Source organism: Streptomyces sp. BK340, assembly GCF_007827595.1.
GTDB lineage: Bacteria > Actinomycetota > Actinomycetes > Streptomycetales > Streptomycetaceae > Streptomyces.
This window is the reverse complement of sequence record NZ_VISR01000026.1, coordinates 143,805-167,294: the sequence shown is the minus strand read 5'-3', so window position 1 is coordinate 167,294 and position 23,490 is coordinate 143,805. Positions and strand designations below refer to the sequence as shown.

The 23,490-nt window shown below is 71.5% G+C and carries 23 protein-coding genes and 1 pseudogene; 7 read left to right on the top strand and 17 right to left on the bottom strand.

Annotated elements, in window-relative coordinates; all coding sequences use genetic code 11:
• The first annotated feature begins 757 nt into the window (after positions 1–757).
• Together FB157_RS35340 and FB157_RS35335 are read left to right on the top strand one after the other, a co-directional pair.
• Complete coding sequence (locus tag FB157_RS35340; RefSeq protein WP_145884793.1) at positions 758–1,093, top strand: hypothetical protein; 336 nt, start codon at positions 758–760, stop codon at positions 1,091–1,093.
• Positions 1,094–1,129: 36 nt separating this feature from the next.
• Positions 1,130–1,831 carry an ATP-binding protein gene (locus FB157_RS35335; protein ID WP_261386736.1) on the top strand — a complete coding sequence of 234 codons (702 nt, stop codon included), beginning with the start codon at positions 1,130–1,132 and terminating at the stop codon, positions 1,829–1,831.
• Here FB157_RS35335 and FB157_RS35330 read toward each other — a convergent pair.
• From FB157_RS35330 to ribA, 5 genes are read right to left on the bottom strand one after another with little or no spacing between them, the layout of a single operon-like run.
• A complete protein-coding gene (locus FB157_RS35330; RefSeq protein ID WP_145884791.1) occupies positions 1,809–2,960 on the bottom strand; it encodes a saccharopine dehydrogenase family protein in 1,152 nt (383 codons plus the stop codon). The two genes, FB157_RS35335 and FB157_RS35330, sit on opposite strands and share 23 nt — an antisense overlap.
• Complete coding sequence (locus FB157_RS35325; RefSeq protein WP_145884790.1) at positions 2,953–4,017, bottom strand: saccharopine dehydrogenase; 1,065 nt, start codon at positions 4,015–4,017, stop codon at positions 2,953–2,955. The genes FB157_RS35330 and FB157_RS35325 overlap by 8 nt, the downstream gene beginning before the upstream one ends.
• Positions 4,014–5,159, bottom strand: coding sequence for an FAD-binding oxidoreductase (locus FB157_RS35320; protein ID WP_145884788.1), 1,146 nt, complete (start codon positions 5,157–5,159; stop codon positions 4,014–4,016). Before FB157_RS35320 ends, FB157_RS35325 begins: the two co-directional genes overlap by 4 nt.
• Positions 5,156–6,130, bottom strand: coding sequence for an ornithine cyclodeaminase family protein (locus tag FB157_RS35315; protein WP_145884787.1), 975 nt, complete (start codon positions 6,128–6,130; stop codon positions 5,156–5,158). Before FB157_RS35315 ends, FB157_RS35320 begins: the two co-directional genes overlap by 4 nt.
• A 33-nt stretch (positions 6,131–6,163) precedes the next feature.
• On the bottom strand, positions 6,164–6,823 hold the full coding sequence (gene ribA / locus FB157_RS35310) for a GTP cyclohydrolase II (protein WP_145884785.1): 660 nt from the start codon (positions 6,821–6,823) through the stop codon (positions 6,164–6,166).
• 38 nt (positions 6,824–6,861) lie between these two features.
• On the opposite strand from ribA, the gene FB157_RS35305 reads away from it, so the two are divergent.
• Positions 6,862–7,638, top strand: coding sequence for a creatininase family protein (locus tag FB157_RS35305; protein WP_145884783.1), 777 nt, complete (start codon positions 6,862–6,864; stop codon positions 7,636–7,638).
• A gap of 101 nt (positions 7,639–7,739) precedes the next feature.
• On the opposite strand, the pseudogene FB157_RS35300 reads toward FB157_RS35305, so the two are convergent.
• From FB157_RS35300 to FB157_RS35280, 5 genes and pseudogenes are all read right to left on the bottom strand, one after another.
• Positions 7,740–8,915, bottom strand: a pseudogene (locus FB157_RS35300) (lysylphosphatidylglycerol synthase domain-containing protein); the annotation flags it as partial.
• The gene (locus tag FB157_RS35295; RefSeq protein WP_145884782.1) at positions 8,912–9,916 is read right to left on the bottom strand and encodes a class I SAM-dependent methyltransferase; all 1,005 of its coding nucleotides are present in this window, start codon (positions 9,914–9,916) and stop codon (positions 8,912–8,914) included. The pseudogene FB157_RS35300 and the gene FB157_RS35295, both read right to left, overlap by 4 nt.
• Positions 9,913–11,094, bottom strand: coding sequence for a glycosyltransferase family 4 protein (locus FB157_RS35290; protein ID WP_145884780.1), 1,182 nt, complete (start codon positions 11,092–11,094; stop codon positions 9,913–9,915). The genes FB157_RS35295 and FB157_RS35290 overlap by 4 nt, the downstream gene beginning before the upstream one ends.
• Entirely contained in the window at positions 11,091–11,489 is a 399-nt protein-coding gene (locus FB157_RS35285) for a 6-carboxytetrahydropterin synthase (RefSeq protein WP_145884778.1), read from the bottom strand. Before FB157_RS35285 ends, FB157_RS35290 begins: the two co-directional genes overlap by 4 nt.
• 113 nt (positions 11,490–11,602) lie before the next feature.
• Positions 11,603–12,592: a zinc-binding alcohol dehydrogenase gene (locus tag FB157_RS35280; RefSeq protein ID WP_145884776.1), complete on the bottom strand. Its 990-nt coding sequence runs from the start codon at positions 12,590–12,592 to the stop codon at positions 11,603–11,605.
• A 108-nt stretch (positions 12,593–12,700) separates the two neighbouring features.
• Here FB157_RS35280 and FB157_RS35275 point away from each other — a divergent pair, with 108 nt between their 5' ends.
• Entirely contained in the window at positions 12,701–13,465 is a 765-nt protein-coding gene (locus tag FB157_RS35275) for a CDP-alcohol phosphatidyltransferase family protein (protein WP_145884774.1), read from the top strand.
• A gap of 62 nt (positions 13,466–13,527) precedes the next feature.
• On the opposite strand, the gene FB157_RS35270 is transcribed toward FB157_RS35275, so the two are convergent.
• The 3 genes from FB157_RS35270 to FB157_RS35260 all read right to left on the bottom strand — a co-directional run bounded on the left by FB157_RS35270 (position 13,528) and on the right by FB157_RS35260 (position 15,459).
• Positions 13,528–14,244, bottom strand: a complete 717-nt coding sequence (locus FB157_RS35270) for a YcnI family protein (protein WP_145884811.1) — start codon at positions 14,242–14,244, stop codon at positions 13,528–13,530.
• Between the two features lie 58 nt (positions 14,245–14,302).
• Positions 14,303–14,917, bottom strand: a complete 615-nt coding sequence (locus tag FB157_RS35265) for a hypothetical protein (protein WP_145884773.1) — start codon at positions 14,915–14,917, stop codon at positions 14,303–14,305.
• Between the two features lie 116 nt (positions 14,918–15,033).
• Entirely contained in the window at positions 15,034–15,459 is a 426-nt protein-coding gene (locus FB157_RS35260) for a hypothetical protein (RefSeq protein ID WP_261386731.1), read from the bottom strand.
• A 613-nt stretch (positions 15,460–16,072) separates the two neighbouring features.
• Here FB157_RS35260 and FB157_RS35255 point away from each other — a divergent pair.
• Positions 16,073–16,393 (top strand): PadR family transcriptional regulator, encoded by a 321-nt coding sequence (locus tag FB157_RS35255; protein WP_069782265.1) that lies wholly within the window; start codon positions 16,073–16,075, stop codon positions 16,391–16,393.
• Positions 16,390–17,235 (top strand): hypothetical protein, encoded by an 846-nt coding sequence (locus tag FB157_RS35250; protein WP_145884771.1) that lies wholly within the window; start codon positions 16,390–16,392, stop codon positions 17,233–17,235. Before FB157_RS35255 ends, FB157_RS35250 begins: the two co-directional genes overlap by 4 nt.
• Before the next feature lie 171 nt (positions 17,236–17,406).
• Here the strand turns inward: FB157_RS35250 and FB157_RS35245 are convergent, their stop codons facing one another.
• Genes FB157_RS35245 through FB157_RS35230 form a run of 4 tightly spaced genes read right to left on the bottom strand, consistent with a single transcriptional unit; the run spans position 17,407 to position 21,965 of the window.
• On the bottom strand, positions 17,407–18,771 hold the full coding sequence (locus FB157_RS35245) for a GH1 family beta-glucosidase (protein WP_145884770.1): 1,365 nt from the start codon (positions 18,769–18,771) through the stop codon (positions 17,407–17,409).
• Positions 18,772–18,809: 38 nt separating this feature from the next.
• Complete coding sequence (locus FB157_RS35240) at positions 18,810–19,649, bottom strand: carbohydrate ABC transporter permease (protein WP_145884810.1); 840 nt, start codon at positions 19,647–19,649, stop codon at positions 18,810–18,812.
• Positions 19,650–19,656: 7 nt separating this feature from the next.
• Positions 19,657–20,643, bottom strand: coding sequence for a carbohydrate ABC transporter permease (locus tag FB157_RS35235; RefSeq protein WP_145884768.1), 987 nt, complete (start codon positions 20,641–20,643; stop codon positions 19,657–19,659).
• Positions 20,644–20,648: 5 nt separating this feature from the next.
• Positions 20,649–21,965, bottom strand: a complete 1,317-nt coding sequence (locus FB157_RS35230; RefSeq protein WP_145884767.1) for a sugar ABC transporter substrate-binding protein — start codon at positions 21,963–21,965, stop codon at positions 20,649–20,651.
• A gap of 195 nt (positions 21,966–22,160) precedes the next feature.
• Between FB157_RS35230 and FB157_RS35225 the strand changes: the two genes are divergently transcribed.
• Positions 22,161–23,450, top strand: coding sequence for an ROK family transcriptional regulator (locus FB157_RS35225; RefSeq protein WP_145884765.1), 1,290 nt, complete (start codon positions 22,161–22,163; stop codon positions 23,448–23,450).
• Positions 23,451–23,490: the final 40 nt, after the last annotated feature.

Below are 23,490 nucleotides of genomic sequence, written 5' to 3'. Positions count from 1 at the left end.
TCCGTGTGGTGCGTTCCTAGACAGCTCCACCACACCGGAGGTCTTCGCCATGATCAAGACCCAGTGTCAACAACGCTCGTGATCAATACACCTAGACCGTGACGATTCGCCAGGCAAGGGCGCCCGTAGACCCTTGTGCCCCGACAACATCGATTCGGACCGTCCCGCTCCCGTTGATCCGCTGTTGGACCACGGACCGGTCGCAAGGAACAGTTGCGTCGGAACCCGAGGCCGCAGGGGCGACGGTCAGGCGTGCACTGCCCTCACCGACGCACGTCAGGACCAGTCGGTACGTCTTCCCCTTGTTCAGCACCGGGCGAGTATGAATCCCGTCTCCGACACGCTCCGATCCGCCCTCCAGGAGCACACCTCCGGACACGCTGGTCACGACGGATGTCGCCTGCCTCAGCAATGCTGTCTCCGGTGTCGAACTTGACGCCGGAGCGTGGGCGGTGGCTTGCGGAGGGGGCGTGGAACGCCCCGCGCCGTGCTGATCGGAATCCTGGCTGCAGGAGGCAAGGAGCAGGACCGATGCGGCAACGGCCGCGCATGCCGGAACGGCGTGCCGAACGATCGGAGGGCTCATGACGATGTCTCCCACTACTTCCACCCTGTCCCGGACGTTCGCAGGCTCGTCTTCCCAGCCCGCTCCACAGGATCACCCGGTTGGCGATCAAGACCCTGACGCTACCCGTCCGTCATGAGCACAACGATCACAAGCCGGCGATTCTGAGGAGTATTTGAGGGTCTGTGACGGTTGCCGACGGCGCCGCCGGCGAGGAGGTTCCATCACACTGCCATCAGACCGGAACTGTTCTGGCCCGAACCGCCCTACCCCCAGGGCGAGTCCGTCGAACCCGACTCCCCTTGGGAGACAGGGCGGGTCCTCGAGCAGATCCCCGACCGCTGGCGGGACGTTCTCGCCGATCTGCCCGAGGACGCCGTCCCGATGGTCGCGGCCCACTGGTACGAGATCGAGGAGATCGACTTCGCGGACTACCTCGACGCCAAGGACATGGTCGACACGTTCAAGTCCCTGGCCTCCCGTGCGCGGACGGCGGGCGCCCATCTTTACTGCCGCTGCTGTCTGTGAGGTGGTTCGGCCCCTGAAGCTCGTCATACTCCTTGGATGGATGAGTCGGATGGGTCGGATTGGTCAGATGGGTTAGATGGGGCAGTCGGATCGAGGGATTCCTGGGTCAATACCACCCACGACTGGGCCCGCGTCTCGGATCTGCACCACCTTGCGCAGATTCGTCGTGCGCCGGCCGAGTTCGCTCCCGGTGGCCCGGGGCACCTCGTCCTCGAGGTCGTCGCCTACGCCGCCGACGAGGCGGCGAGCGGTGCAGGGGGACGATGCGCGATCACTCTGCATCGCGACGGCTCCGTGTCCGTGGCCGATGACGGCCGGGGCACCGACACGCGCGTCGATGAGCGCGGCCGGATCGTGAAGAAGCCGGTCATGGCCACCAAGGACCTGAGGTTCTTCGACTCTCCGGACGCGGAGAGCCTTCCGGACGGGCACCCGCGTCGTGGCATGTCCGTCGTGGCGGCGCTCAGCGAGTGGCTGATCCACACCAATCGCCGCCTCGACGGAGCCTGGACCCAGCGCTATGAGCACGGGGTTCCGGTGACCGATCCGGAACCCCTCCAGGCCGACGGGACGACCGGGACGCTCATCCGGTTCCTGCCGGACAGGGCGCTGCGCTCGCATGGGTTGCCGGCCGTGGACGACCTGCGGCGTTGGACCTCGCGCCGGTCCGGCCTGCGGGTCCGCATCGACGACCTGCGCGAGAGCGGATCCGCTCCTACCGGCCGAGTCGCAGAGTGAAGTCCAGTCCCTCCTCCGCGAGTTCGGCGAGCCAGACGTCCGCCCGCTCCGCCGTCTCGGCCGCCCGGTTCAGTCCCGCCGGCAGGCTGCCGTCCATGATGTGGCGGACGCCCAGGGCCAGGGGGCGGGAGACGCAGCGGGCCATGGCCGACTCCTCGGCGGTGCCCACGAGGTCGAGGAGGTAGCCGCCCGTCCAGGTGCGGTCCGGGGTCTCGACCTCCAGGGACACCGACAGGACGACGCGGTCGCGGTCCTCGTCCGTCGTCGGGTAGGTCGCCGCCAGCTCTCGGGCCAGGGCGGCGATGGTCTCGTCGTCGCCCGCCCTCAGCTCCTCGAAGACCGGCTCCCATGCCTTCAGCCAGCCGTCCAGGCGCAGGGTTCCCCGTACGAAGGTGCTGGGGGTCCAGGCGGGCGGGAGGCCGTACTGGGCGATGAAGGGGATGCTGTCCCTGTTCGGGTAGGCCTCGAAGGTCTCCCCGGAGAGGGTGTGGGGCCGGGTCGCCTCCCAGGGGCGGGTGGCCGTGGTCTCGGTGCCGTTCTCCAGGTAACGGGCCGGTGAGCGGAGGGCGTTGAGGACGCCGAGGGGTGCCCAGCTGAAGCGGTACCGGAAGTCGTTCGGGACCGCGGGGACGCCGCCGCAGTAGGAGGTGAGGCGGTAGGCCGCCGGGGTGTCAGCGCCGATCTCCGTGCGCGCCCTGCCGATGAGGCTGTGCGCGAAGAGGTGGTCGATGCCCGGGTCCAGGCCCGCCTCGGTGAGGACGACCAGGCCGGCCGCCGCTGCCGTCGGCACCTGGTCCAGGACCTCGGGCGAGACGTAGCTGGAGCAGGAGAAATGGGCTCGTCCGGCTACGCACGCGGCCAGGAGTGCGGCGTGCTCCGGGGCGGGCAGCATCGATACGACGACGTCCCCGGCTGCCAGTTCGGCGGTGAGCGCGGGGAGCGTGAAGGCGCGGGGTTCGGCTCGGCCGGTCAGGCCCAGGGTGGCCAGGGCGCCGGCCGCGCGTTCCTCGGTGCGGTGCCACAGCCGTACTCGTTCGGCCGTGTCGCAGAGTGCGGCCAGTCCGCTGCCGGTGGACAGGCCGGCGCCGACCCAGTGGACGGTGCCGGACGCCGGTACTCGGTCAGTCATGGGGCAACTCCCTTTCGTCGACGATTCCCAGCTCACGGCAGGCCTGGTGGAAGCGGTCGAGGCAGCGCTGCCACACGTCCGAGGCACCGAAGTCGAGCAGTTGCAGCACGAGGGCCGCCGAGAAGTCGGAGCTGGACTCGCGGGGCAGGAGCGAGGGCAGGTTGTCGATGGCGATCAGGGACAGGGGCGGCTCCTTGCGCAGCGGGCGCACGGGGTCCGTCCAGTCGGTGGTGCGGTCGTACACGGGCAGGACGTTCAGCGGGGAGCCGACGTCGCAGGTGACGTCGCACAGGGTGCGCAGGCGGCGGGTCGGGACGTCCAGGTCGGCCTCGCGCAGGAAGGGCGGGACGGGGGTGGTGGCGAGGACGCAGTTCACCATCACGTCGTGGCCGAGCAGGGCCGGGCGGTCGAGGGTGCGGGTCTCGGCGAGGTCCCAGTGGGTCGCGGTGACGCCTGCGGTGTCGAAGGCGGCCGCGGCGCCCCGGCCGCTGCGGCCCAGCGCGCCGACGACGAGTGCCGTGAAGTCCGCGTCTGCGGGCGTCGGTTCGAGGGCCGCGTCCAGGTGCTCCTTGGTGGTCGGGTGCAGGGGCGCCACCAGGCGGCCCCGGTGCTGGAGCACGGCGAGCGCGGCGCCCAGGTAGCCCGCCCAGTAGCCGAAGGCGGCCAGCCTGCGGCCCTGGTCGTCCACCAGGTACTCCAGGTCCAGCAGTGCTCCTCCCCCGGCGGCGAACCGGCGCAGCAGCTCCGTCGCCCCGGGCTGCTGCTTGTAGGCGTGCCCGAAGAAGATGTGGCGGTGCGGCAACGACGACGGCTCGTCGGGGAGTTCCTTCAGGCCGAGGATCACGGCGTCGCGCGGTGCCGTCGGCCAGGAGCCCGCCGGGGCGCGGCGGCAGCCGGCCGCCTCGTACTCCTCGACGGGGAAGATCCGCTGCGGGGAGTCCTCCACGGTCAGCCGTACCCCGCTCCGGGTCAGGCGGCGGGCGTCGGCGGGGACCACCGGCGTGCGCCGCTCGGTGGTACGGGCCTCGTGGCGCAGCCACAGGTGGAGCTCGGTCATACCAGGTTGGCCTCCGGGCGCGGGGCGTCGGCCGCGAACCGGCCGGCGCTCAGGGGGCGGACGTCGAGGAAGGGTACGCGGCCCAGGTACAGATCGCGGACGATCTCGCCCACGGCGGGTCCCTGCAGAAAGCCGTGGCCGGAGAAGCCGGTCGCGTACAGGAAGCGGGACACCGAAGGCGCCTCGCCGATCAGGGCGTTGTGGTCGGGGGTGTTCTCGTACAGACCCGCCCAGGTGCCGGTGCGGCGCAGGTCGAGCAGGGCGGGGGCGCGGCGCTGCATCGCCTCGTACAGCCGGGGGATCCAGCGGTCGTGGGTGTCGGTGGCGAAACCGGGCTTCTCGTCAGGATCGGACATGCCGAGCAGCAGGCCGGGGCCCTCGGCGTGGAAGTAGAGGCTGGTGGTGAAGTCGATGGTCATGGGGAGCGTCGGCGGCAGGCCGGGTACGGGTTCGGTGACCGCGATCTGGCGGCGCAGCGGCTGCACCGGCAGGTCCACGCCCACCATCGCGCCCACCGCCCTTGACCAGGCGCCGGCCGCGCAGATCACCGTGTCGGTGGCGATGCGGCCGAGGGTGGTGCTGACGGCGGTGACGGTGTCGCCGTGCAGTTCGATGCCGGTCAGTTCGGTGTGGCGCAGGATGCGGGCGCCGTGGGCGCGGGCGGCGGCCGCGTAGCCGTGGACGACGGTCTCGGGTGTGCAGTGGCCGTCGTCCGGGGAGTAGGCGGCGGCCAGCAGCCCGTCGGTGGTGATCAGCGGGGAGAGCCGGCGGGCCTCCTGCGGGGTGAGCATCCGGCTGGGCACGCCGAGGGAGTTCTGCAGCCGCACCCCCGCCTCGAAGGAGGCGACCTCCTCGGGCGTGGACAGCAGGAACAGATAGCCGACCCGGTGCAGTCCGATGTCCTGCCCCAGCTCCCGCCCGAACCGGCCGAAGGCCTCCAGGCTTCGTGCGCCGAGCTGGATGTTCAGCTCGTCGGAGAACTGCGCCCGTACGCCGCCCGCGGCCTTGGAGGTGGAGCCGGCGGCCAGTTCGTCGCGTTCGACCAGGACGACGTCACGCACTCCGGCGCGCGCCAGGTGGTAGGCGATGCTCGTGCCCATCACCCCGCCGCCGACGATGACCACCCGGGCCTGAAGGGTCACTCGGCTGTCTCCTTCGCGGCGCGGATCACGGCCCAGGCCGCCGCGGCGTCCTGGATGCCGAGTCCGGTGCTGTTGTAGTAGACGATGTCCTGCGGTGCGGTACGGGCGCCGCGGCGGCCGGTGAGCACCTCGCCCAGCGGGATCAGGGCGTCGGGGCTGAGCAGTCCGTCGCGCAGGGCGTCCACGATCGGCCCGGCGTGCCCGGCCGCGGTACCGGCGTCGTCCACGACGACGGCCGCGGCACGTCGTACGACGTCGGTGTCGACCTCGTGGCGGGTGGGCTCGAAGGAGCCGACGCTGACCACCGTGCAGCCCGGGGCCAGCCATGCGCCGCGCACCACGGGCGTCCTGCTGAGCGTGCAGGCGGCGACCACCCCGGCGCCGGTCACGGCCTCCTCGGCGCTGTCCACCGCCCGGACGGGAACGCCGAGTCCGGCGGCGAGGGTGTCCGCGGCCGCGGTGCGGCGGCCCGGGGTCGGGCTCCACAGCCGTACCGCCGTCACCTCGCGCACCCGGGCGATCATGCGGGCGTGGGCGTGGGCCTGGGTGCCGGAGCCGAGCAGCGCCAGCTCCGTGCGGCCGGGCACGGCGAGGGCGTCCACGGCCACGGCGCTGCCCGCGGCCGTACGCAGCGTGGTCACCGCCGTACCGTCCAGGACGGCCGCGAGCCGCCCGGTGCCGGGGTCGAGCGCGGTGACGACCGCGTGCACGGTGGGCAGCCCGGCGGCGGCGTTGCCCGGGTTGACGCTGCCGAACTTCGCCACCGCCCCCGTGTCCTTGGACAGCCGGGAGACGTAGGCGAAGACCACGCTGTCGTCGAAGCGGCTCGGCTGCATGATCTTGCCGGGCGTGTCGGCCTCGCCCGTGCCGAGCGCGGTGAAGGCCGCCCGTTGCGAGGCGATCGCCGCGTCCGCGCCGAGCAGCCGGGTCACCTCGGCCGCGGAGAGGAAGAGGACGTCGTCGTCGGTCACCCCCTGATCCTGTCCGTACGGCCGCCCGCCGAATCAGGAGCCGTGGGCGACCGCGTCCAGATGGGGCAGGTGGTGGTCCAGTCGCTCCCGCTTCGTCCGCAGGTACGTGATGTTGCTCTCGCACGGTTCGATCAGCAGCGGGACCTGCTCGGCGACCTGGATGCCGTGCCGCACCAGCGCCTCCCGCTTGCGCGGGTTGTTGGACATCAGCCGCACCGAGCCCACCCCGAGGTCCTGCAGGATCTGCGCGGCGACACCGTAGTCACGGGCGTCGACCGGCAGCCCGAGGGCCAGGTTCGCCTCGACCGTGTCCAGGCCCTCCGCCTGCAGGGCCATCGCGCGCAGCTTCGCCAGCAGACCGATGCCACGGCCCTCGTGGCCCCTCAAGTACACGACGACGCCGCTGCCTTCGGCGACCACCGCACGCAGCGCCGCGGCCAGCTGGTCGCCGCACTCGCAGTGCTGGGAGCCGAACGCGTCGCCGGTCAGGCACTCCGAGTGCAGCCGGACGAGAACGTTGTCGGCGCCGATCTCCCCGTACACCAGGGCGACTTGCTCGTCACCGCGGTCGTGGTCCAGGTAGCCGATCGCCTGGAATTTCCCGTACACGGTGGGCAGCGGGGTATTCACAACGCGTTCCGCGCCCGAACGCCGCGGGGACTTCTTGCCGAGGATGCCGATGTTTTCTGTCATGATCTGATTCCTAAGCAGAGACGAAAGGCCGGGAAAAGATGAGTGGTTCGGGCGCGCGTTCGGCGGCATACGGGGTGGTGCCGGCAGACACCACGGAAGACGTACGGATGCGGGGGGCGAGCGTTTCAACTCAGGTCGCGGTCCTTCCCGTCGGCAGCTTCGAACAGCATGGCCCCTTCCTTCCGCTGGCGACCGACACGCTGATCGCCTGTACCGTGGCGCGGGAGATCGCCGCCGCGTACCCGGTACACCTCCTCCCTCCGGTGACGGTCTCCTGCTCGCACGAGCACGCGGCCTGGCCGGGGACCGTCAGCATCTCCGCCGTGACCCTCCATGCGGTGGTCCGGGACATCGCGGCGTCGCTGCGCCGCTCCGGTGTCGACGCGCTCGTCGTGGTCAACGGGCATGGCGGCAACTATGTGCTGGGCAACGTCGTACAGGAAGCCTCCGCGCGCGGCGAGACGATGGGACTGTTCCCGGCTGCCGAGGACTGGGAGGCGGCGCGGGAGGCGGCGGGAGTGCGCACCTCGCTGCTCACCGACATGCACGCAGGGGAAATCGAGACCTCCATTCTGCTGCACGCTCATCCCGAATTCGTCCGTCCTGGATACGAGTCCGCCGATTTCACCGCGGACGACCGCCGTCATCTGCTCACCGTGGGAATGTCCGCCTACACCGAGTCGGGCGTCATCGGCCGTCCCTCCCTGGGTTCGGCGGAAAAGGGGAAGGAACTGCTGGCGAGCCTCACGGAATCGTTCGGCGCGATTTTCGCGCTGCTCACGTCCGCCGACGGCTCCGAGGACGTACGGGGGTAGCCGCGCAGCCCGCTGTACCAGCGGGCGACGAGGACGACGGCGCCGGGCAGGCTCGCCACGAAGCTGAGCACGCCGTACACGACGGCTACGGCCACCCCGCTGCTCGCGCCGAGCCCGGCGGCGCCGAACGCCCAGGCGGTGACGCCCTCGCGGGGGCCGAAACCGCCGACGTTCAGCGGCAGGCCCATGGCGACCAGGGCGAGGACCGCGAGCGGGAGCAGCACCGCCACGGAGGCGGCGGAGCCGGCGACCCGGGCCGAGACGACGAACATCGCGACGTGCCCGGCCAGGATGATCGCCGAGGACAGGGCGACACCGGGTCCGGCCTGACGGGACAGCAGCCCCTCCCGCAGCTCGCCGAGGCCCCTGCGCAGGGCGCCGCCGCGGCGGGAGGCCGCGCGGTTCATCCGTACGGCGAGGAGCACGGCGAGCGTGCCCGCCGCGGCGAGGGCCGTCGGTGCGGCGAAGGTGCGGACGTCGTCGCGGACGGGTGACGGCAGGGTCAGCAGCACCGCCGCGCCGAACACGGTCAGCGCGACCTGCCCGGCGACCCGCTCCAGGACGACCGCCTTCACCCCGCGCCGCAGGTCACCGGCGCTCTGCCCGTGCCGGACCGCCCGGTGCACATCGCCGAGGACCCCGCCGGGCAGGGCCGCGTTCAGGAACAGCGCCCGGTAGTAGTCGGCCACCGCGGGGCCGAAGGGCAGCCGGATGCGCAGTCCCTTGGCCACCAACTGCCAGCGCCACGCGCTGAACACGGTGGTGACCACGCCGATGCCCAGCGCGACCAGCAGGGTCACCGTGTCGATCCGCCGCAGCCCGTCCAGCAGCACACCGGTACCCAGCCGCCACAGGAGGGCGCCGAGGATGACCACCCCGGCGACGGTGCCGAAGTGGGTGCGCAGAGCACGGGAGTCGAAGCGGCGGGCGGTGCGCTCCTCGGGCCCGGTCGCGGGGCGCTCCGCTGCCTCGGGGGCGCTGTCTCCCTCGGGCAGGGAGGCAGCGCGCTGTTCGGCGACGGGGGCTGCGCGCCGCTCGGACTCCGGGGCAGTGCGCCGCTCGGGCACGAAGACGGCCTGCCCCACAGGCTCGGAGACGACGTGTCCCACCGGCTCGGAGACGGCCTGCCCGGCGGGCTCGGAGACGACCTGTCCCGCGGGCTCCGGGACAGCGCGCCCCCCGGCCTCGGAGACGACGTGTCCGGCCTCCTCGACAGGCGGCTCCAGCAAGGCCGTCACGGCCTCCGGGGCCGACACCGCGCCCGCCCGCCCGCTCATGAGGCCCCTCCAGCCGGCAGCGCCAGCAGGTCGCTGTGGTGGAGCACCACCCGCAACTCACCGGCCTCGCAGGCGGCCAGGCGTTCGCGCAGATAGCGCTCGGCGGGCTCGCGCAGTTCGGGTCGCTGCTCGACGGCCGCGCCCACCCAGCCCCGCAGCCACTGGGCGGTCAGTGCGGACTCCTCGGGGCCGAGCCGCCACGGGCTCGGATGCACCCGCACCGTCGCCCCGCGCTCGGAGAACGCCTCGCAGGCCACCGTGATCGCGTCCGGCCCGAGCAGGCCGGTACGGCGCTGGTGGGCGTTGAACGCCTCGGCGATCTCGGCGTCCAGCGGGTCGGACGGGGTGAGTTCGACGCGTCCGGCGACGGACAGCGTGAGCAGGGCCAGGCAGCCCGCTCCGACGCAGGCGGCGGCGAGGGCGTCGATCTCCTCGCGGGTGAGGACGTCCAGCAGGGCCGAGGCCGTCACCAAGGAGGCCCCGGCCAGCGCGTCCGGGGTGAGCCGGGCGACGTCGCCGCGCCGCGTCTCGACCGAGACCCGGCTGCCGTCGGCGGCGGAGCGCGGGGAGGCCACGGCGGCGAAGTGCAGCAGGTACGGGTCACGGTCGTGCAGGACCCAGTGCTGGGCGCCGTCGAGGCGGGGCGCGAGCCAGCGCCCCATCGAGCCGGTGCCGCAACCCAGGTCGTGCACGACGATGCTGCCGGTGCGATCCGGCAGGTTGGCCAGCCGGATCCGCAGCGGGTCCAGCAGGTCCTCCGCCCGGGCGGCGGCGTCGGCCGGCTCACGCAGCTGCAGCCACTCGGGCGCGTAGCGGGCCGGCTCCTCCTGCCCGCCGTCCCGCAGCCGTACGGTGGCTCGCTCGCCGGGGCGGGCGACGGGCCCGGCGCCGGCGATCACGCCGGACGGGTCGTCGGGCCGGGGTGCCGGACCCGGCGCCCGCTCGTCGCTCGGCCCGGGCTGGGCCGGGATCTCTCCGGTCACGGTCCTGGTGTCGCTCATGCCGCCCTCCTAGGTGCCTCGGGCAGCCGGCCGAGGACGCCGGCCAGGCTGCGCGCGGTGGTCGCCCAGCCGTCCAGGGCCGCGCGGCGGCTGCGGGCGGCGGCCTTCAGACGACGGCGTACGTCGGGTTCGCCGAACCAGCCACGCAGTTCGGCGGCGAGTGCGGCCGGGTCCTCCGGCGGGACGAGGATGCCGGGGACGCCGCCGTCGGGGGCGCGGCCGACGGCTTCGGGGACTCCGCCCACGTCGGTCGCCAGCACCGGGATGCCGCGGGCGAGGGCCTCGGTGATCGCCATGCCGTACGTCTCGGCGTACGAGGTGAGGACCATCAGGTCGGCCGCCGCGTAGGCGGCGTCGAGTTCGGCGCCGGCCTGCGGTCCCGCGAGCCGCAGCCGGTCCTGCAGGCCGTGCCGCCGGATCAGCTCGCGCAGATGGGCGACGTACTCCGGGTCGTTGGTCAGCCCGCCGACGCAGACGCAGTTCCACGGCAGGTCGGTCACCGTGGCCAGCGCCTCCACCAGCCGGTGCTGGCCCTTGCGCGGGGTGACGGCGGCGACGCACACCAGCTGGGAGACGCCGTCGGTGCCGGGCGCGAGGGGCGCGATGTCGGCGCCGGGGGCGGCGACGTGCACCCGTTCGGGGGCGAGACCGTGGTGGGAGACGAGGCGGCGGACGGCCCAGTCGCTGGTGGCGATGACCGCGGGCACCGCCCGCAGCACCTGCCGCTCGCGGGCGTCGAGGTCGGCGGCCACGGCCGCGTCCAGGCCGGTCTCGTCGCCGAGGGGCAGGTGCACCAGCACGGCGATCCGCAGGCGTTCGGCCTCGGGGACGACGACCTCGGGGACGCCGCAGGCGACCAGGCCGTCGAGCAGGACGACGGTGTCGTCCGGCAGTTCCCGCAGGACGCGGGCGAGCACCTCACGGTCGGACCGGCCGGGGCGCGGCCAGCCGCCGGGCACGGAGTGCCGCACGGCCTGCCAGCCGAAGCCGGGCAGGTCGAGGCAGACCCGTCGGTCGTAGGCGTTGCCGCCGCTCGGGGCGGCCGGGTCGTCGACACCGCCCGGCATGACGAAGTGCACGGTGCGCAGGGACATGGGAATGATCCCGACGTTCTCGGAAGGGGCGGGCTGCTGGGGCACGTAGGCGAGCCGTGCCTTCGCCACGGTCGTCTCGGTCACAGGCCACGCTCGTAACTCGCCCAGGCGATGTGCGACTCGTGCAGTGTGACGGTGATGTTCTTGAGGCCCTTGGCACCCTCGCCCAGCGCGCCCTTGTGGATGCGTTCGGCGAGCCGGTCGGCGATGACCTTGGCCAGGAACTCCGTGGACGTGTTGATCCCGGCGAACTCGGGCTCGTCGTCGAGGTTGCGATAGTTCAGCTCGGCGACGACGGCGCCCAGTTCCTGCGTGGCCAGGCCGATGTCCACGACGATGTTGTCCTCGTCCAGCTGTTCACGGCGGAAGGTGGCGTCCACGAGGAACGTGGCGCCGTGCAGTTTCTGCGCGGGCCCGAACACCTCGCCGCGGAAGCTGTGGGCGATCATGATGTGATCGCGGACGGTGATGCTGAACAACGGACGACCCTCCAGGTGCGGCGCGTCTGGTGCCCCCTGCGGTTCCCTGCCGGGGGATTGCCGTGTAGTACGGCTCTTCGCTTCCCCTTGTTCAGCCTCCTCTCACTCTTTTCTCAGGTCAGGCCGTTGCCGGTGTAGTTGATGCGGTGGCACAGGGCGGGGATCTCGCCGGCGGCGAGCTTCGGCATCACTTCGGGCAGCTCCTCGAAGGCGCTTTCGCCGGTGACGAGGGCGTCCAGGGCCGGGTCTGCGAGCAGGTCGAGGGCGAGCGCCATCCGTTCGGCGTAGCCGCGCCCGGCGCGGGCGGCCGGGGAGACGGTGCCGACCTGGCTGCTGCGTACGGTGAGCCGGCGCGAGTGGAAGGCCTCGCCGAGCGGCAGGGCTACGCGCCGGTCGCCGTACCAGCTCAGCTCGACGACCGTGCCCTCGGCGGCGAGGAGTTCGAGGGAGCGGGTGAGGCCCTGTTCGGTGGCGCTGGCGTGGACGACGAGGTCGCAGTCGCCGAGGGCGTCGCCGGGTGCGGCGAAGTCCACGCCGAGGGCCTCGGCGGTCTTCGCGCGGGCCGGGTCGGCGTCGACCAGCTGGAGCCGTACGCCGGGGAAGCGGGCGAGCAACGCGGCCACCGAGCAGCCGACCATGCCGCCGCCGACCACCGCGATCCGGTCGCCGATCTGGGGCCCCGCGTCCCAGACGGCGTTGACCGCGGTCTCCACGGTCCCCGCGAGCACGGCCCGCTCGGCGGGCACTCCCTCGGGTACGACGGTGACGGCGCTCACCGGAACGACGTAACGGCTCTGGTGCGGATACAGGCAGAACACCGAGCGCCCGACGAGCTCCCGCGGCCCCGCCTCGACGACGCCCACGTTCAGGTAGCCGTACTTCACCGGTCCGGGGAAGTCGCCTTCCTGGAACGGCGCCCGCATCACCGCGTGTTGGGACTCGGGCACCCCGCCGCGGAAGACCAGGGTCTCCGTGCCGCGGCTGACTCCGGAGTACAGCGTGCGGACCAGTACCTCGCCCTCGGCCGGCTCCGCGAGGGTGACGTCACGGATCTCGCCGTGCCCCGGCGAGCGGAGCCAGAACGCGCGGGCCGAGTGGTTCATCGGCATCCTCCTGAACGATAGGGAACTTGTTCACGTACCGAGAAGTGCACAGGCCGCGCACAGTACGCGGCGTTGATCGACTCTGTCACTCGGCCGGAGGAATGCGCGGTGGCCCTGAACAACACGTTTGACGCAAGGCTTCAGCAGGAGACCGCCGTGGGAGCGGGCGTCCAGATCCTGCTGCTGGCCCTGCTCGGCTCGGCGATCGGCATGGGGCCGGCCGGCTGGCTGACCGGGCTCGCCTTCGCGTTCGCCACCTGGGCGGTCCTCTCCCGCGCTCTGCACCGCTCCCGGCTCAGTTCCTTCGGTCCCGCCAACCGGGTCACCCTCGGCCGGGCCACCCTGGTCGGCGGGGTCACCGCGCTGGTCGCGGACTCCTTCGAGAGTTCGCCGCCGGTCACGCTGCTGGTCGGCCTGACCGCGGTCGCGCTCATCCTGGACGGCGTGGACGGCAAGGTGGCCCGCCGCACCGGCACCTCCAGCGCGCTCGGCGCCCGCTTCGACATGGAGGTGGACGCGTTCCTGATCCTGGTGCTGAGCGTGTACGTGTCCATGCAGTTCGGCCCGTGGGTGCTGCTGATCGGCGGCATGCGCTACGGGTTCGTCGCCGCGGCCCGTGTCGCCCCGTGGCTGAACGCCCCGTTGCCGCCGTCCTTCGCGCGCAAGACGGTCGCCGCGCTCCAGGGCATCTGCCTGCTGCTCGCGGGCGCCGAGCTGCTGCCGCGGGCGGCCAACCTGACGGTCGTGCTGCTGGCCCTGGGCTCGCTGGTGTGGTCGTTCGGCCGGGATGTGCTGTGGCTGTGGCGGAACTCGCGTACGACGGTCGCGGAGGTGCCGGCGGAGCACATGGTGCTGGAGCTGGCAGGGCGCTGAGGGCGCAGACGGAAGGGCCCGGACCGTTCGCCGGTCCGGGCCCTTCTTCGTGCTTCGTGCGGTCAGGAGCGGGCGGACCGGCTGCGCACGATCGCGAACGCGGCGGCGGCGAGGCCGAGCACGCCGACCACCAGTCCGGCGACGCCGAGACCACGGGCGGTGGAGTCGCTCGAGTCGGCGGCCTTCGACGTGCTGCCCGAGCTGCTCTTCGAAGCCTCCGGCGCCGTCTTCTCCGCACCGGTCGTGAGCTTGAGGACGGGGGCGGGGTTCTCCGGCTCGTCCCCGCCCGCCGCGGCCTCCTCGATCCAGCGGGCGACCTTGCCGTCGGAGTAGGTCTGCAGCGTCTTGAAGGTCAACTGGTCGGTGTTGTCCGGCAGCTGGCCGAAGGCGACGTCGAAGTCCTCGTACTGTCCGGCGCCGATCTTCCCGCCGGTCCAGGTGATCGCGGAGACCGCGTCGGTGATGGTGCCGTCGTCGGTCTTGACCGGCGTCTTGAGCTTGGTGGTGGTCACCTTGGCGGTCCAGCCGTCCCTCGGGTGGACCAGTACGCCGAGCACGGGGTGGTCGGTGGGCAGGAAGACCTGCACCTTGGTGGTGGAGGCGGTGTCCTCCTCGTTGGGCACACGGAAGGTGAGCAGGCCGTCCGTGGCTCCCTTGGCGTAGCTCTCCGGGTGGACGGTGACGTGCGCGGAGGCGACACCGGCCGCGGCGAGCACTCCGGCGGCGGCGAGGGCGGTGACGGCCGCGGCGCGGCGCAGAGCGGTGCGTGTCGAGGTCATGTGCTTGGACATGGACATGAGTGAGTGGATCTCCGTACGACTGAGGGGTGTTGATCGGTCAGCTCGGGTACGGGATCGGGGCGGGGGGTCCACGGCGGCTGACGGCGTGCCGCAGTGTCGGCCGACGCGGCGGCTCGGGGCCGGCGGGGAGACACAGGACGCGCCCGGCGGGGTCGGGCAGCGGGGCGACCCGCCACCAGGCGACAAGCCCCGGCACGAACGCGACCGCACGCCGCAGCAGCGCCCACAGCGCGGCCTCGCCGCGCCTCAGCCACCAGGAGGCGACCAGGGCGGCGAGGAGGTGGGCGAGGGTGGCGTGGGCGGTGGTGGCGTGGTGCGTCGGGTGGGCGTGCATCGCCATGATGGACTGACCGGGCATTGATGCCATGTGCATGGCGTGCGCGCGCCCGGCACCGTCGCTCGGGTGCGCCGCACCGAAGGCGAAGTGCAGACCCGCCTGGGTGAGAAGCATGGCCACACCGATGCCGGGCAGCGACCGCTCCCGCCCCCCGAGCGTCCAGCCGAGCGCGAAGACCCCCAGGAAGGCGGCGGCGTCGGCCCACAGGGGCGGCATGTCCCCCATGGCCAGCCCGTGCCCGGCGGCAGCGAGCAGCACGCACACCGCGGCGAACATCGCGGCGCGCAGGCTCCTTACTGCCGGAGATGCGGTCATGGTGAGGGATCTTCCCACGGCAAGAGGGTACGGAGGGCGGCGATCCCTTGTTCAGGGGACGTCCACGGGAGGGCGGGGTCCGGCGCGCACCAAAGACGCGTCGTCACGGAGCGGAGCTACGGGAACGCCCGACTGCACGCGATCAACCGCGTTCCGTAGCGGTAGTTGTAGTAGTCCTTGCCGCCCACCAGAACCGACGTGACACACCTCGGCAGGCCGCCGGTGTCCCGTTCGACCTTCTGCGAGGTCTGCCGGGTGAAGCCCAGCGACACGCCGGGGATCACGGGGTACTCGGGCTGTGACGTGTCGACCGTCCACCCCCGCTCGGCGGCGCGCCGGAAGAGGTCCTGGGCCGGGGTGGTGAAGACCTCGTCCCCCTCCAGCAGGACGCGCGTGCTGGAGATGCGGCCCTCGCCGGGCCACCACAGCTCGATCGCGGTGACGTGCGTCCCGCCTTCGACCAGGGCCTGCACGCCGACGTGGTCGAGGGTCCAGGAGGCCTTCGCCGAGTTCCGGCTCGGGCGCCGCAGCGCACGGGTCACGGATCTCGTCGATGTCCATCTTGGTGCGATCCTTGTTGTCGTCCACGAGGTCCGCGGGCTTCAGGCCGCTGTACCAACCGCCTTTCTCCGTGCATCCCTTGGCGATCAGACCCTCGAAGGGGCCATCCGGGTGTGCGGGTTGGTGACGTAGGCGACCGGGTTGGGTGCGGGTCGCAGGCCGGCTGGCATAGAAGCGTGCGTCGACCTCGCCCTGCAGCTCCTGCCCGGGGCCAATGCGGCGTTCGAGCTGGGTCGGCGGGCGGTGGCCCTCGCAGTCCCAGGTGGTGGTGATGTGGTGGGACGTGTGCGTCTGCCGGCCAACCGGGTGCCGTCCCAGGTGAAGTGGACGGAGTGCACGACCGTGGACCAGGAGCCCTGCCACGTCACGAACCCTCACCAGCCCTTCTCCATCAGCCTCGAACCTCAGGACGCGAAGGGTTTCACTGAGGCGGCACGCCCGGGGCCAGGTGGATCTGCCGCTGGTCGGCGCGGCCTCCACGGCGGGCGGGGCGCTGCGAGAGTCATCGCGCCCGGCGCTGCCGGACTCGACCAGTACTACGTACGACGCAGTATCGTATAACGTAGTAGTCGGGAAGGATGAGGGAGGTGCCTGATGCCGCGTCAACGTGACCGTGTCGGATGGGCGGAACCCGCGTTGCTGATCCTGGCCAGTCTGGCCGACGGCCCCAAGCACGGCTACGCGATCACCAAGGATGTCGAAGAGCAGACGTCCATCAGGCTGGGGCCGGGCACGTTGTATGCCGCCATCGCGCGGCTGGAGGAAAGCGGCCTGGTCGCGCCGCTGGACGAGGACGAGCGCCGGCGGCCCTACCGCATCACCGCGGAAGGCCAGACCGTGCTCGACGACAGGCTCCGGGCGATGGCTCGCTTCGCACGCACCGGGTTGACCCGACTGGGGGTGGCAAACGCGTGATCAACATGGCGGCCCGGGTGGCCTTGCGGTCGTATCCTCCCTCGTTCCGGGAGCGCTACGGTGGCGAGCTTGAAGCACTGGTCGAGGACACCGGCGCCGGCCCGAGCGTCGTCGCGGACCTTCTTGTCGGTGCGCTGCGGGCGTGGCTTCGCCCGGTGATGCCCGAAGAGTCCGCCGAACGGCGCCGGCGCCGCATGCAGGCAAGCGTCGCCACCACCTGGGTCACCTGGTGCGCCGCAATGTATGCCCTGCCGATGGTGGGCTTCATCCTGTCCGAGGAACCCGGGCTGACTCCGGACCTGGTGCGCCGACTGCTCGACGTTGCTCAGTACGCCATGTTCGGCGCTGGGCTCATCCTGCTGGCCGGCGCCCTCGCCCTCCTCGCGGAAACCTCCAGAACCGGCAACCGGGCCGCGTTGCGCCCGCTGGCGGCTCTGGTCCCGACGCTGCCCACGTGGCTGATCGCGCCGTTCCTCCTGGCGTACGCCTCCATCGACCCGATCTCCTATTGGGTCGGAGCCTTGGCGGTGCTCGGGCCGGCAGCGTTCCTCATCACCATGGCGGTGGCACCGGCCGTCGCCGTCACCCGGTGCCGACCACCTGCCAAGGTCCTGCGGCTGCTTGCCCTGTCCGGCGTTGCGGTGGCGTTCGCCGTGACGACGACAGGCATCGCCTGCGTCGCGGCGTTGACCATGAGTACCGATGACGCGGCCCGGCTGATCACGATGCCCATACTCGCCGTCACCGTTGCCGCTTCCACAGCAGCTCTGGTCAGCTCCGGTCGCGGCGCCAAGGCCGCACTCCACAGGGAGCACCCGGTGGATCTTGGTGGTGACGTGTGAGTGACGCTGCGATGCGGTGAGCATCGAAGACGGCTGACCCTTCTGCTCCACCCGCACCCAATCCACCTCAGCCTGCACTCCCCCACCCGCAACCCGGTCCACACAGCAAGCAGAGTGGGCCGGTGGACACGGGCTCCCGCACCCGTGTCCACCGGCCGTCCGGGCCCCGGCTCAGGCGGCCCGGCGTGCCTGGGCGCGGTGGGTGCGGATGATGTCCGCGTACCGGTGTCCGCTGCCCTTGATCGTGCGCACCTGGGTGCGGTAGTCGACGTGGACGAGGCCGAAGCGCTTGGCGTAGCCGTACGCCCACTCGAAGTTGTCCAGCAGCGACCAGGCGAAGTACCCGGCGAGCGGGGCACCCTTGCGGGCCGCCGAGGCGCAGGCGGCGAGGTGCCGCTCCAGGTAGTCCTGGCGCTCCGGGTCGTCGACGGCGCCGTCGGAGCGGACCACGTCCGGGAAGGCCGAGCCGTTCTCCGTGACGTAGATCTTCCGTGCGCCGTACTCCTCGGTGAGACGCAGCAGCAGGGTCTCGATGCCGTTCGCGTCGATCTCCCAGTCCATGCCGGTGCGCGGGACGTCCGGGCGGTGTACGGCACGGACGCGCGGGGCCGGGCCGGCGGGGTCGTCGGCGACGTACGCCGGGAAGTAGTAGTTCAGGCCGAGCCAGTCCAGCGGGGCCGCGATGGTCTCCAGGTCGCCCGGCTGCTGGGGGAGTTCGACGCCGTACGTCTCGACCATGTCGGCCGGGAAGCCGCGGCCGTGCACCGGGTCGAGCCACCAGCGGTTGACATGGCCGTCGTGCCGGCGGGCGGCCGCCAGGTCCTCGGGGCGGTCGGTGGAGGCGTGCACGGTGGAGAGGTTGTTGACGATGCCGACCTGCGCGTCGGGGGCGGCGGCGCGGATCGCCTGCGTGGCGAGGCCGTGGCCGAGGAGCAGGTGGTAGGAGGCGCGTACGGCCGCGGTGAGTTCGGTCCAGCCGGGGGCCATCGTGCCCTCCAGGTGGCCGATCCAGGCCGAGCAGGAGGGCTCGTTGAGGGTCGCCCACGACTTCACGCGGTCACCGAGGCGCTCGGCGACGGTCGAGGCGTACTCGGCGAACGCGAGGGCGGTCGCCCGCTCCGGCCAGCCGCCGCGGTCCTGGAGCACCTGCGGCAGGTCCCAGTGGTAGAGGGTGACGGACGGGGTGATGCCCGCCTCCAGCAGGGCGTCCACCAACTCGTCGTAGAAGGACAGCCCCTTGGGGTTCGGCGCACCCGTCCCGTCCGGGATCACCCGTGGCCAGGCCACGGACAACCGGTAGGCGTTGGTGCCGAGTTGCCGCATCAGGCCGAGGTCGTCGCGCCAGCGGTGGTAGTGGTCGCACGCGACGTCGCCGTTGTCGTCGTTCGCGATCTTCCCCGGGGTGTGCGAGAAGGTGTCCCAGATCGACGGCGAACGGCCGTCCTCGGCGACGGCCCCCTCGATCTGGTACGCCGCTGTGGCCGTGCCCCACAGGAAGTCGTGCGGGAGTGCGGCGAGGTCGATGCGTTCGGACACGGAAGTCCCTTCGGGATACGGGGAGTTGGTCACTCGGCTCACTTGACGGCGCCCGCCGTCAGACCGGCGACGAGATAGCGCTGGAGGAGGAGGAACCCGGCGACCACCGGCACGCTCACCACGAGGGAGGCGGCCATGATCTGGTTCCAGTACACGTCGTTGAGGGTCGAGTAGCCCTGGAGGCCGACGGCGAGGGTGCGGGTGGTGTCGTTGGTCATGACGGACGCGAAGAGCACCTCGCCCCACGCGGTCATGAAGGCGTACACGGCGACCGCGACGATGCCGGGGACCGCGGCCGGCACGACGATCCTCAGCAGCGCGCCGAGCGGGCCGCAGCCGTCCACCAGCGCCGCCTCGTCGAGGTCGCGCGGCACCGAGTCGAAGTAGCCGATCAGCATCCAGATCGAGAACGGGAGGGAGAAGGTGAGGTACGTCAGGATCAGGCCGCCGCGGGAGCCGAACAGGGCGATGCCGGTGGCGTTGCCGATGTTGACGTAGATCAGGAAGAGAGGGAGGAGGAAGAGGATGCCCGGGAACATCTGCGTCGACAGGACGGTGACGGTGAAGACCCGCTTGCCGCGGAATTCGTAGCGGCTGACGGCGTAGGCGGCGAACACCGCGATGACCACCGAGCAGACGGTCGCCGCGCCCGCCACGATCAGCGAGTTCACGAAGTACTTGGCGAGCGGGACCGTCGACCAGATGTCGATGTACGGCCGGACGGTCAGCCCGCTGGGCAGCCAGCGGAACTTGCCCGTGACGTCCGCGAGCGGCTTCAGCGAGCTGGAGACCATCACGTACACCGGCAGCAGCACGAAGCCGGTGAGCAGGGTGAGGAAGATCCGCCGGGACCACAGGAAGGAACGGGGCGGCGCCATCGGGGACTCAGACATCGGCGGCCCTCCGTCCGCGCGAGGTGAACAGGAGGTACAGGCCCGTCACGACCAGCAGGAACAGCAGGAGCAGGACGGACATGGCGGATCCGGTGCCGAAGTTCCAGGTGACGAACGAGGCCTGGTAGATGTGCACCGAGATGAGGTCGGCGGCCTCGGGGGCGGCCTTGCCGAACATCACGTACGGCGTGTTGAAGTCGTTGAACGTCCACAGGAACAGGACCAGGACCAGCACCTGGTTGACCGGGCGCAGGGAGGGCAGGGTGATGCGGCGGATCTGCTGCCACATCCCGGCGCCGTCCAGCGCGGCCGCCTCGTACAGCTCGCGCGGGATGTTCTGCAGTCCGGCCATCACGATGAGGAAGGCGAACGGCCAGCCCTTCCACACGGACACGGTCAGCAGGGCGTAGAAGCTGTTGTCGCCGATCAGCCAGAAGGAGGGCTTGTCGGTGAGGTGCAGCTGGTCGTGCAGGACGTGGTTCACCAGGCCGTTGTCGTGCTGGAACATGAACACCCAGGTGATGACGGCCGCGTAGACGGGCAGCGCGTACGGCACCAGGAACAGGGCCCGCAGCAGACCGCGGCCGCGGAAGGCGTCCTGCATGAAGACCGCGGCGGCGGTGCCGATCAGCCAGCACAGGCCGACCGACAGCAGGGTGAAGCCGACGGTGACGAGGAACGAGTGCAGCAGCGCCTCGCCGACGGGCGCGTCGAAGTCCACGGACAGCTTGTAGTTGCCGAGGCCGGACCAGGGGGCGGTCCCCCAGTCGCGGATGTAGAACTGGGTGAGTTCCTTGAAGCTCATCACGACGCCGATGACCATCGGCACCAGATGGACGAGGAGTTCGAGCAGCAGGGCGGGCAGGAGCAGCAGGTACGGCAGTCCGATGCGACGGATCCGCCCGGCGCGGCGGCGGTTCTCGCGCGCCGCGCCGGGGGAGGTCTCGCGCACCGGCTCCTTCAGCGCGGTGGTGGTCATCGTGCTCAGGCCGCCGGCATCTGCTGCTGGGCCTTCTCCAGCTTGGCCTTGACGGAGTCGGTGGTCACCGCGCGTCCGGCGGCGGCGTCGGCGAACAGCTCCTTGACGGCCGTGCCGACCGTCGTCTCGAACTGCGACTCGGCGGGGACCTGCGGCAGCGCGGCGGCGCTGGTGGCGAGGGTGCTCTTCAGCACCGCGGTCGCCGGGGAGTTGAACGCCGCGTCCTCCTGGGCGGCCTTGACCGGCGGGACGGTGCTGTAGGCCGTGTTGAGGGTCTTCTGCTCGTCATCGCTGGTCATGAACTTCACGAACTTCGTGGCGCCGGCGAGGTTGTGACTGTTCTTGAAGACCGCGATGTTGATCCCGGCGACCATCGAGTTGGTCTGGGCGCCGGCGCCGGGGGTGCCGGACTGCACGGGCACGGGGGCGATGCCGTAGGCGTCCTCGCTCATGCCCTGGGACTTGAGGTTGGCTGAGGCGGTCTGCCACAGCAGCATGGCCTGCTTGCCCTTGGCGAAGTCGCTGACGGACTGGTTCTGCGCGTACTCGGCGTCGCCGGTCGGGATGACCTTGTCCTTGGCCATCAGGTCGACGTACTGCTTGACCGCGTCGACCACCTTGGGGTTGGTGAAGTCGGGCTTTCCGTCGGCGGTGAAGAAGTCGGCATCGTGCTGCTTGGCGAAGACGAAGACGTGGTGGATGTTCTCCGACACGTTCGAGCCCTCGGCGCCGAGGACCGACTTGCCCTTCGCCTTGATCTTCTTGCCGTCGGCGATCAGCTCGTCCCAGGTGGCCGGGGGCTTGGAGATGCCGGCGTCGGCGAAGATCTGCTTGTTGTAGTAGAGCGCGTACGCCATCGAGTACAGCGGCACGGCGGCCGGGTCCTTGCCCTGGGCGCCCGTGGATCCGAGCGCGGAGTCGACGAACCGGTCCCTGCCGCCGATCTTGTCGAAGTTCTTGGCGTCCCACGGCAGCAGTGCGCCGGTCGCCTGCAGGGAGGCGCTCCAGGTGTTGCCGATGTTCAGCACGTCCGGGCCCTGGCCGGAGGTGGTCGCCGTCAGAATCCGGTTGAGCAGATCGGACCAGGGCACGACCTCCACCTTCACCTTGATCCCGGTCTGCCTCTCGAACTTGTCCAGTTCGGGCTGGAGGACCTTCTTGTCGACGGCGATACTGGCGCCCTGGTTGGAGGCCCAGTAGGTCAGCGTCTTCGGCGAGTCGTCGGACCCGCTGCCGTTCGACGAACCGCCTCCGCAGGCCGTGGCCGCGAGAGCGAGAGACATGGTGACGGCGCCTACGGCCGCGGCTCGGATGCTGCGCATGGCTCCAGGTGTCCCTTTCCGGGAGTCGAGAACCCCGAGAGGCCGCTCGCGGAAGCCGACACCCGTCCGACCCTCGAGGCCCCTCATGGCTTAATTTAGGATGTGAGTTAAACCTCAAGAGAATCGCTCGTCAAGGGATCCGGCAACGGCATCCGCTCCGGCGGGCCACAAATATGCGCGAACCAGGGAGGTCGGGTGGCAGGGCTGGGCGGCCGTACGGTGCGTGACCTGCGGCGGGAGAGCCGGAGCGCCGTTCTGCAACGGTTGTATTTCGACGGCCCGATGAGCCGGCAGGCGCTCGGCCCGGCGACCGGGCTGAGTTCGGGCTCCGTCAGCAACGTCGCCGCCGAACTCCTCACCGACGGCCTGGTGGAGGAGGCAGGCGTGATCGGCTCCGACGCCGGCCGCCCGCGCCGACTGCTACGGATACGACCGGACAGCGGCCGGCTCATCGGGGTCGACGTCGGCGAGACCCGGGTACGCGTGGAGCTGTTCGACCTCGGACTGCGCGAACTCGCTCGAGCGGAAGTCCCGTTGGGTCCACGCGGATACGACGTCGACGCCGTCGTCGGCCACGTGCAGGAGGGCATGGCCGAGATGCTCCGCACGTCCGCGCTCGCCCCCGACGACCTCCTCGGCGTCGGCATCGGCGTGCCCGGCATCATCGAGGACGCAGGCGACGAGGGCGCCGTCGTCCACGGCCAGACGATCGGCTGGGACGCGGTCCCATTGGAGCGACGGCTTCGTCTGACCGGCCAACTCCCTTCCCACATCCCCTACTTCATCGACAACGGCGCCAAGACCCTGGGCCAGGCCGAGATGTGGTTCGGTGCCGGCCGCGGCGCCCGCAATGCCGTGGTCGTGCTCTTCGGCTCCGGAGTCGGCGCCTGCGTGGTCACCGAGGAGGCCGCCCAGGGACGGGCGGTGGAGTGGGGACATCTGACGGTACGGGTCGGCGGACGCCGATGCCGGTGCGGCGCCCGGGGCTGTCTGGAGGCGTACGCGGGCGCGGAGGCGCTGGTGGCACGCTGGCGGGAGGCGGGCGGGCAACCGTCGCCCGGGGCGGGCGAAGAACGGGCCCTCACCGAACTGCTCGCCGCGGCCCGCCCCTCGAACGGCAGCACGCCCGACCCGGTGGCGGCGGCCGTCCTTGCCGAGACCGCCGAGTACCTGGGCGCCGGCCTGTCCGACCTGATCAACCTCTTCCAGCCCGAACGCGTCCTCATCGGCGGCTGGGCGGGCCTCCAGCTCGGCGGCGCCTTCCTGGACGAGGTCCGCACCCACGCCCTCGCGCAGGCACTCCGCTTCCCGGCGGGCCGGGTCGGCATCGGACTCGGCCGACTGGGACCGGACGCGGTCACCGTGGGGGCGGCGGTCCTCCCGCTGGCGGCGTTCTTCGCCCGGGGCGGGCAACGGCCGAGGCCCGCGGCGCGCCCGGTGAAGGCACCGGCCTGGCGGGCGGCGGTGGACGGACGGCTGGTGTGAGGGTCCCTCCGGGGGTTGAGCAGGCATCGCGCTCCCGGCC

What these genes read in the sequence shown, in the direction of transcription:
- FB157_RS35335 (WP_261386736.1), top strand. Translation starts at nt 1,130, where the DNA reads ATGGATGAGTCGGATGGGTCGGATTGGTCAGATGGGTTAGATGGGGCA.
- FB157_RS35330 (WP_145884791.1), bottom strand. Translation starts at nt 2,960, where the DNA reads ATGACTGACCGAGTACCGGCGTCCGGCACCGTCCACTGGGTCGGCGCC.
- FB157_RS35325 (WP_145884790.1), bottom strand. Translation starts at nt 4,017, where the DNA reads ATGACCGAGCTCCACCTGTGGCTGCGCCACGAGGCCCGTACCACCGAG.
- ribA (WP_145884785.1), bottom strand. Translation starts at nt 6,823, where the DNA reads ATGACAGAAAACATCGGCATCCTCGGCAAGAAGTCCCCGCGGCGTTCG.
- FB157_RS35305 (WP_145884783.1), top strand. Translation starts at nt 6,862, where the DNA reads ATGAGTGGTTCGGGCGCGCGTTCGGCGGCATACGGGGTGGTGCCGGCA.
- FB157_RS35295 (WP_145884782.1), bottom strand. Translation starts at nt 9,916, where the DNA reads ATGAGCGACACCAGGACCGTGACCGGAGAGATCCCGGCCCAGCCCGGG.
- FB157_RS35280 (WP_145884776.1), bottom strand. Translation starts at nt 12,592, where the DNA reads ATGAACCACTCGGCCCGCGCGTTCTGGCTCCGCTCGCCGGGGCACGGC.
- FB157_RS35270 (WP_145884811.1), bottom strand. Translation starts at nt 14,244, where the DNA reads ATGACCTCGACACGCACCGCTCTGCGCCGCGCCGCGGCCGTCACCGCC.
- FB157_RS35265 (WP_145884773.1), bottom strand. Translation starts at nt 14,917, where the DNA reads ATGACCGCATCTCCGGCAGTAAGGAGCCTGCGCGCCGCGATGTTCGCC.
- FB157_RS35255 (WP_069782265.1), top strand. Translation starts at nt 16,073, where the DNA reads ATGCCGCGTCAACGTGACCGTGTCGGATGGGCGGAACCCGCGTTGCTG.
- FB157_RS35240 (WP_145884810.1), bottom strand. Translation starts at nt 19,649, where the DNA reads ATGGCGCCGCCCCGTTCCTTCCTGTGGTCCCGGCGGATCTTCCTCACC.
- FB157_RS35235 (WP_145884768.1), bottom strand. Translation starts at nt 20,643, where the DNA reads ATGACCACCACCGCGCTGAAGGAGCCGGTGCGCGAGACCTCCCCCGGC.
- FB157_RS35230 (WP_145884767.1), bottom strand. Translation starts at nt 21,965, where the DNA reads ATGCGCAGCATCCGAGCCGCGGCCGTAGGCGCCGTCACCATGTCTCTC.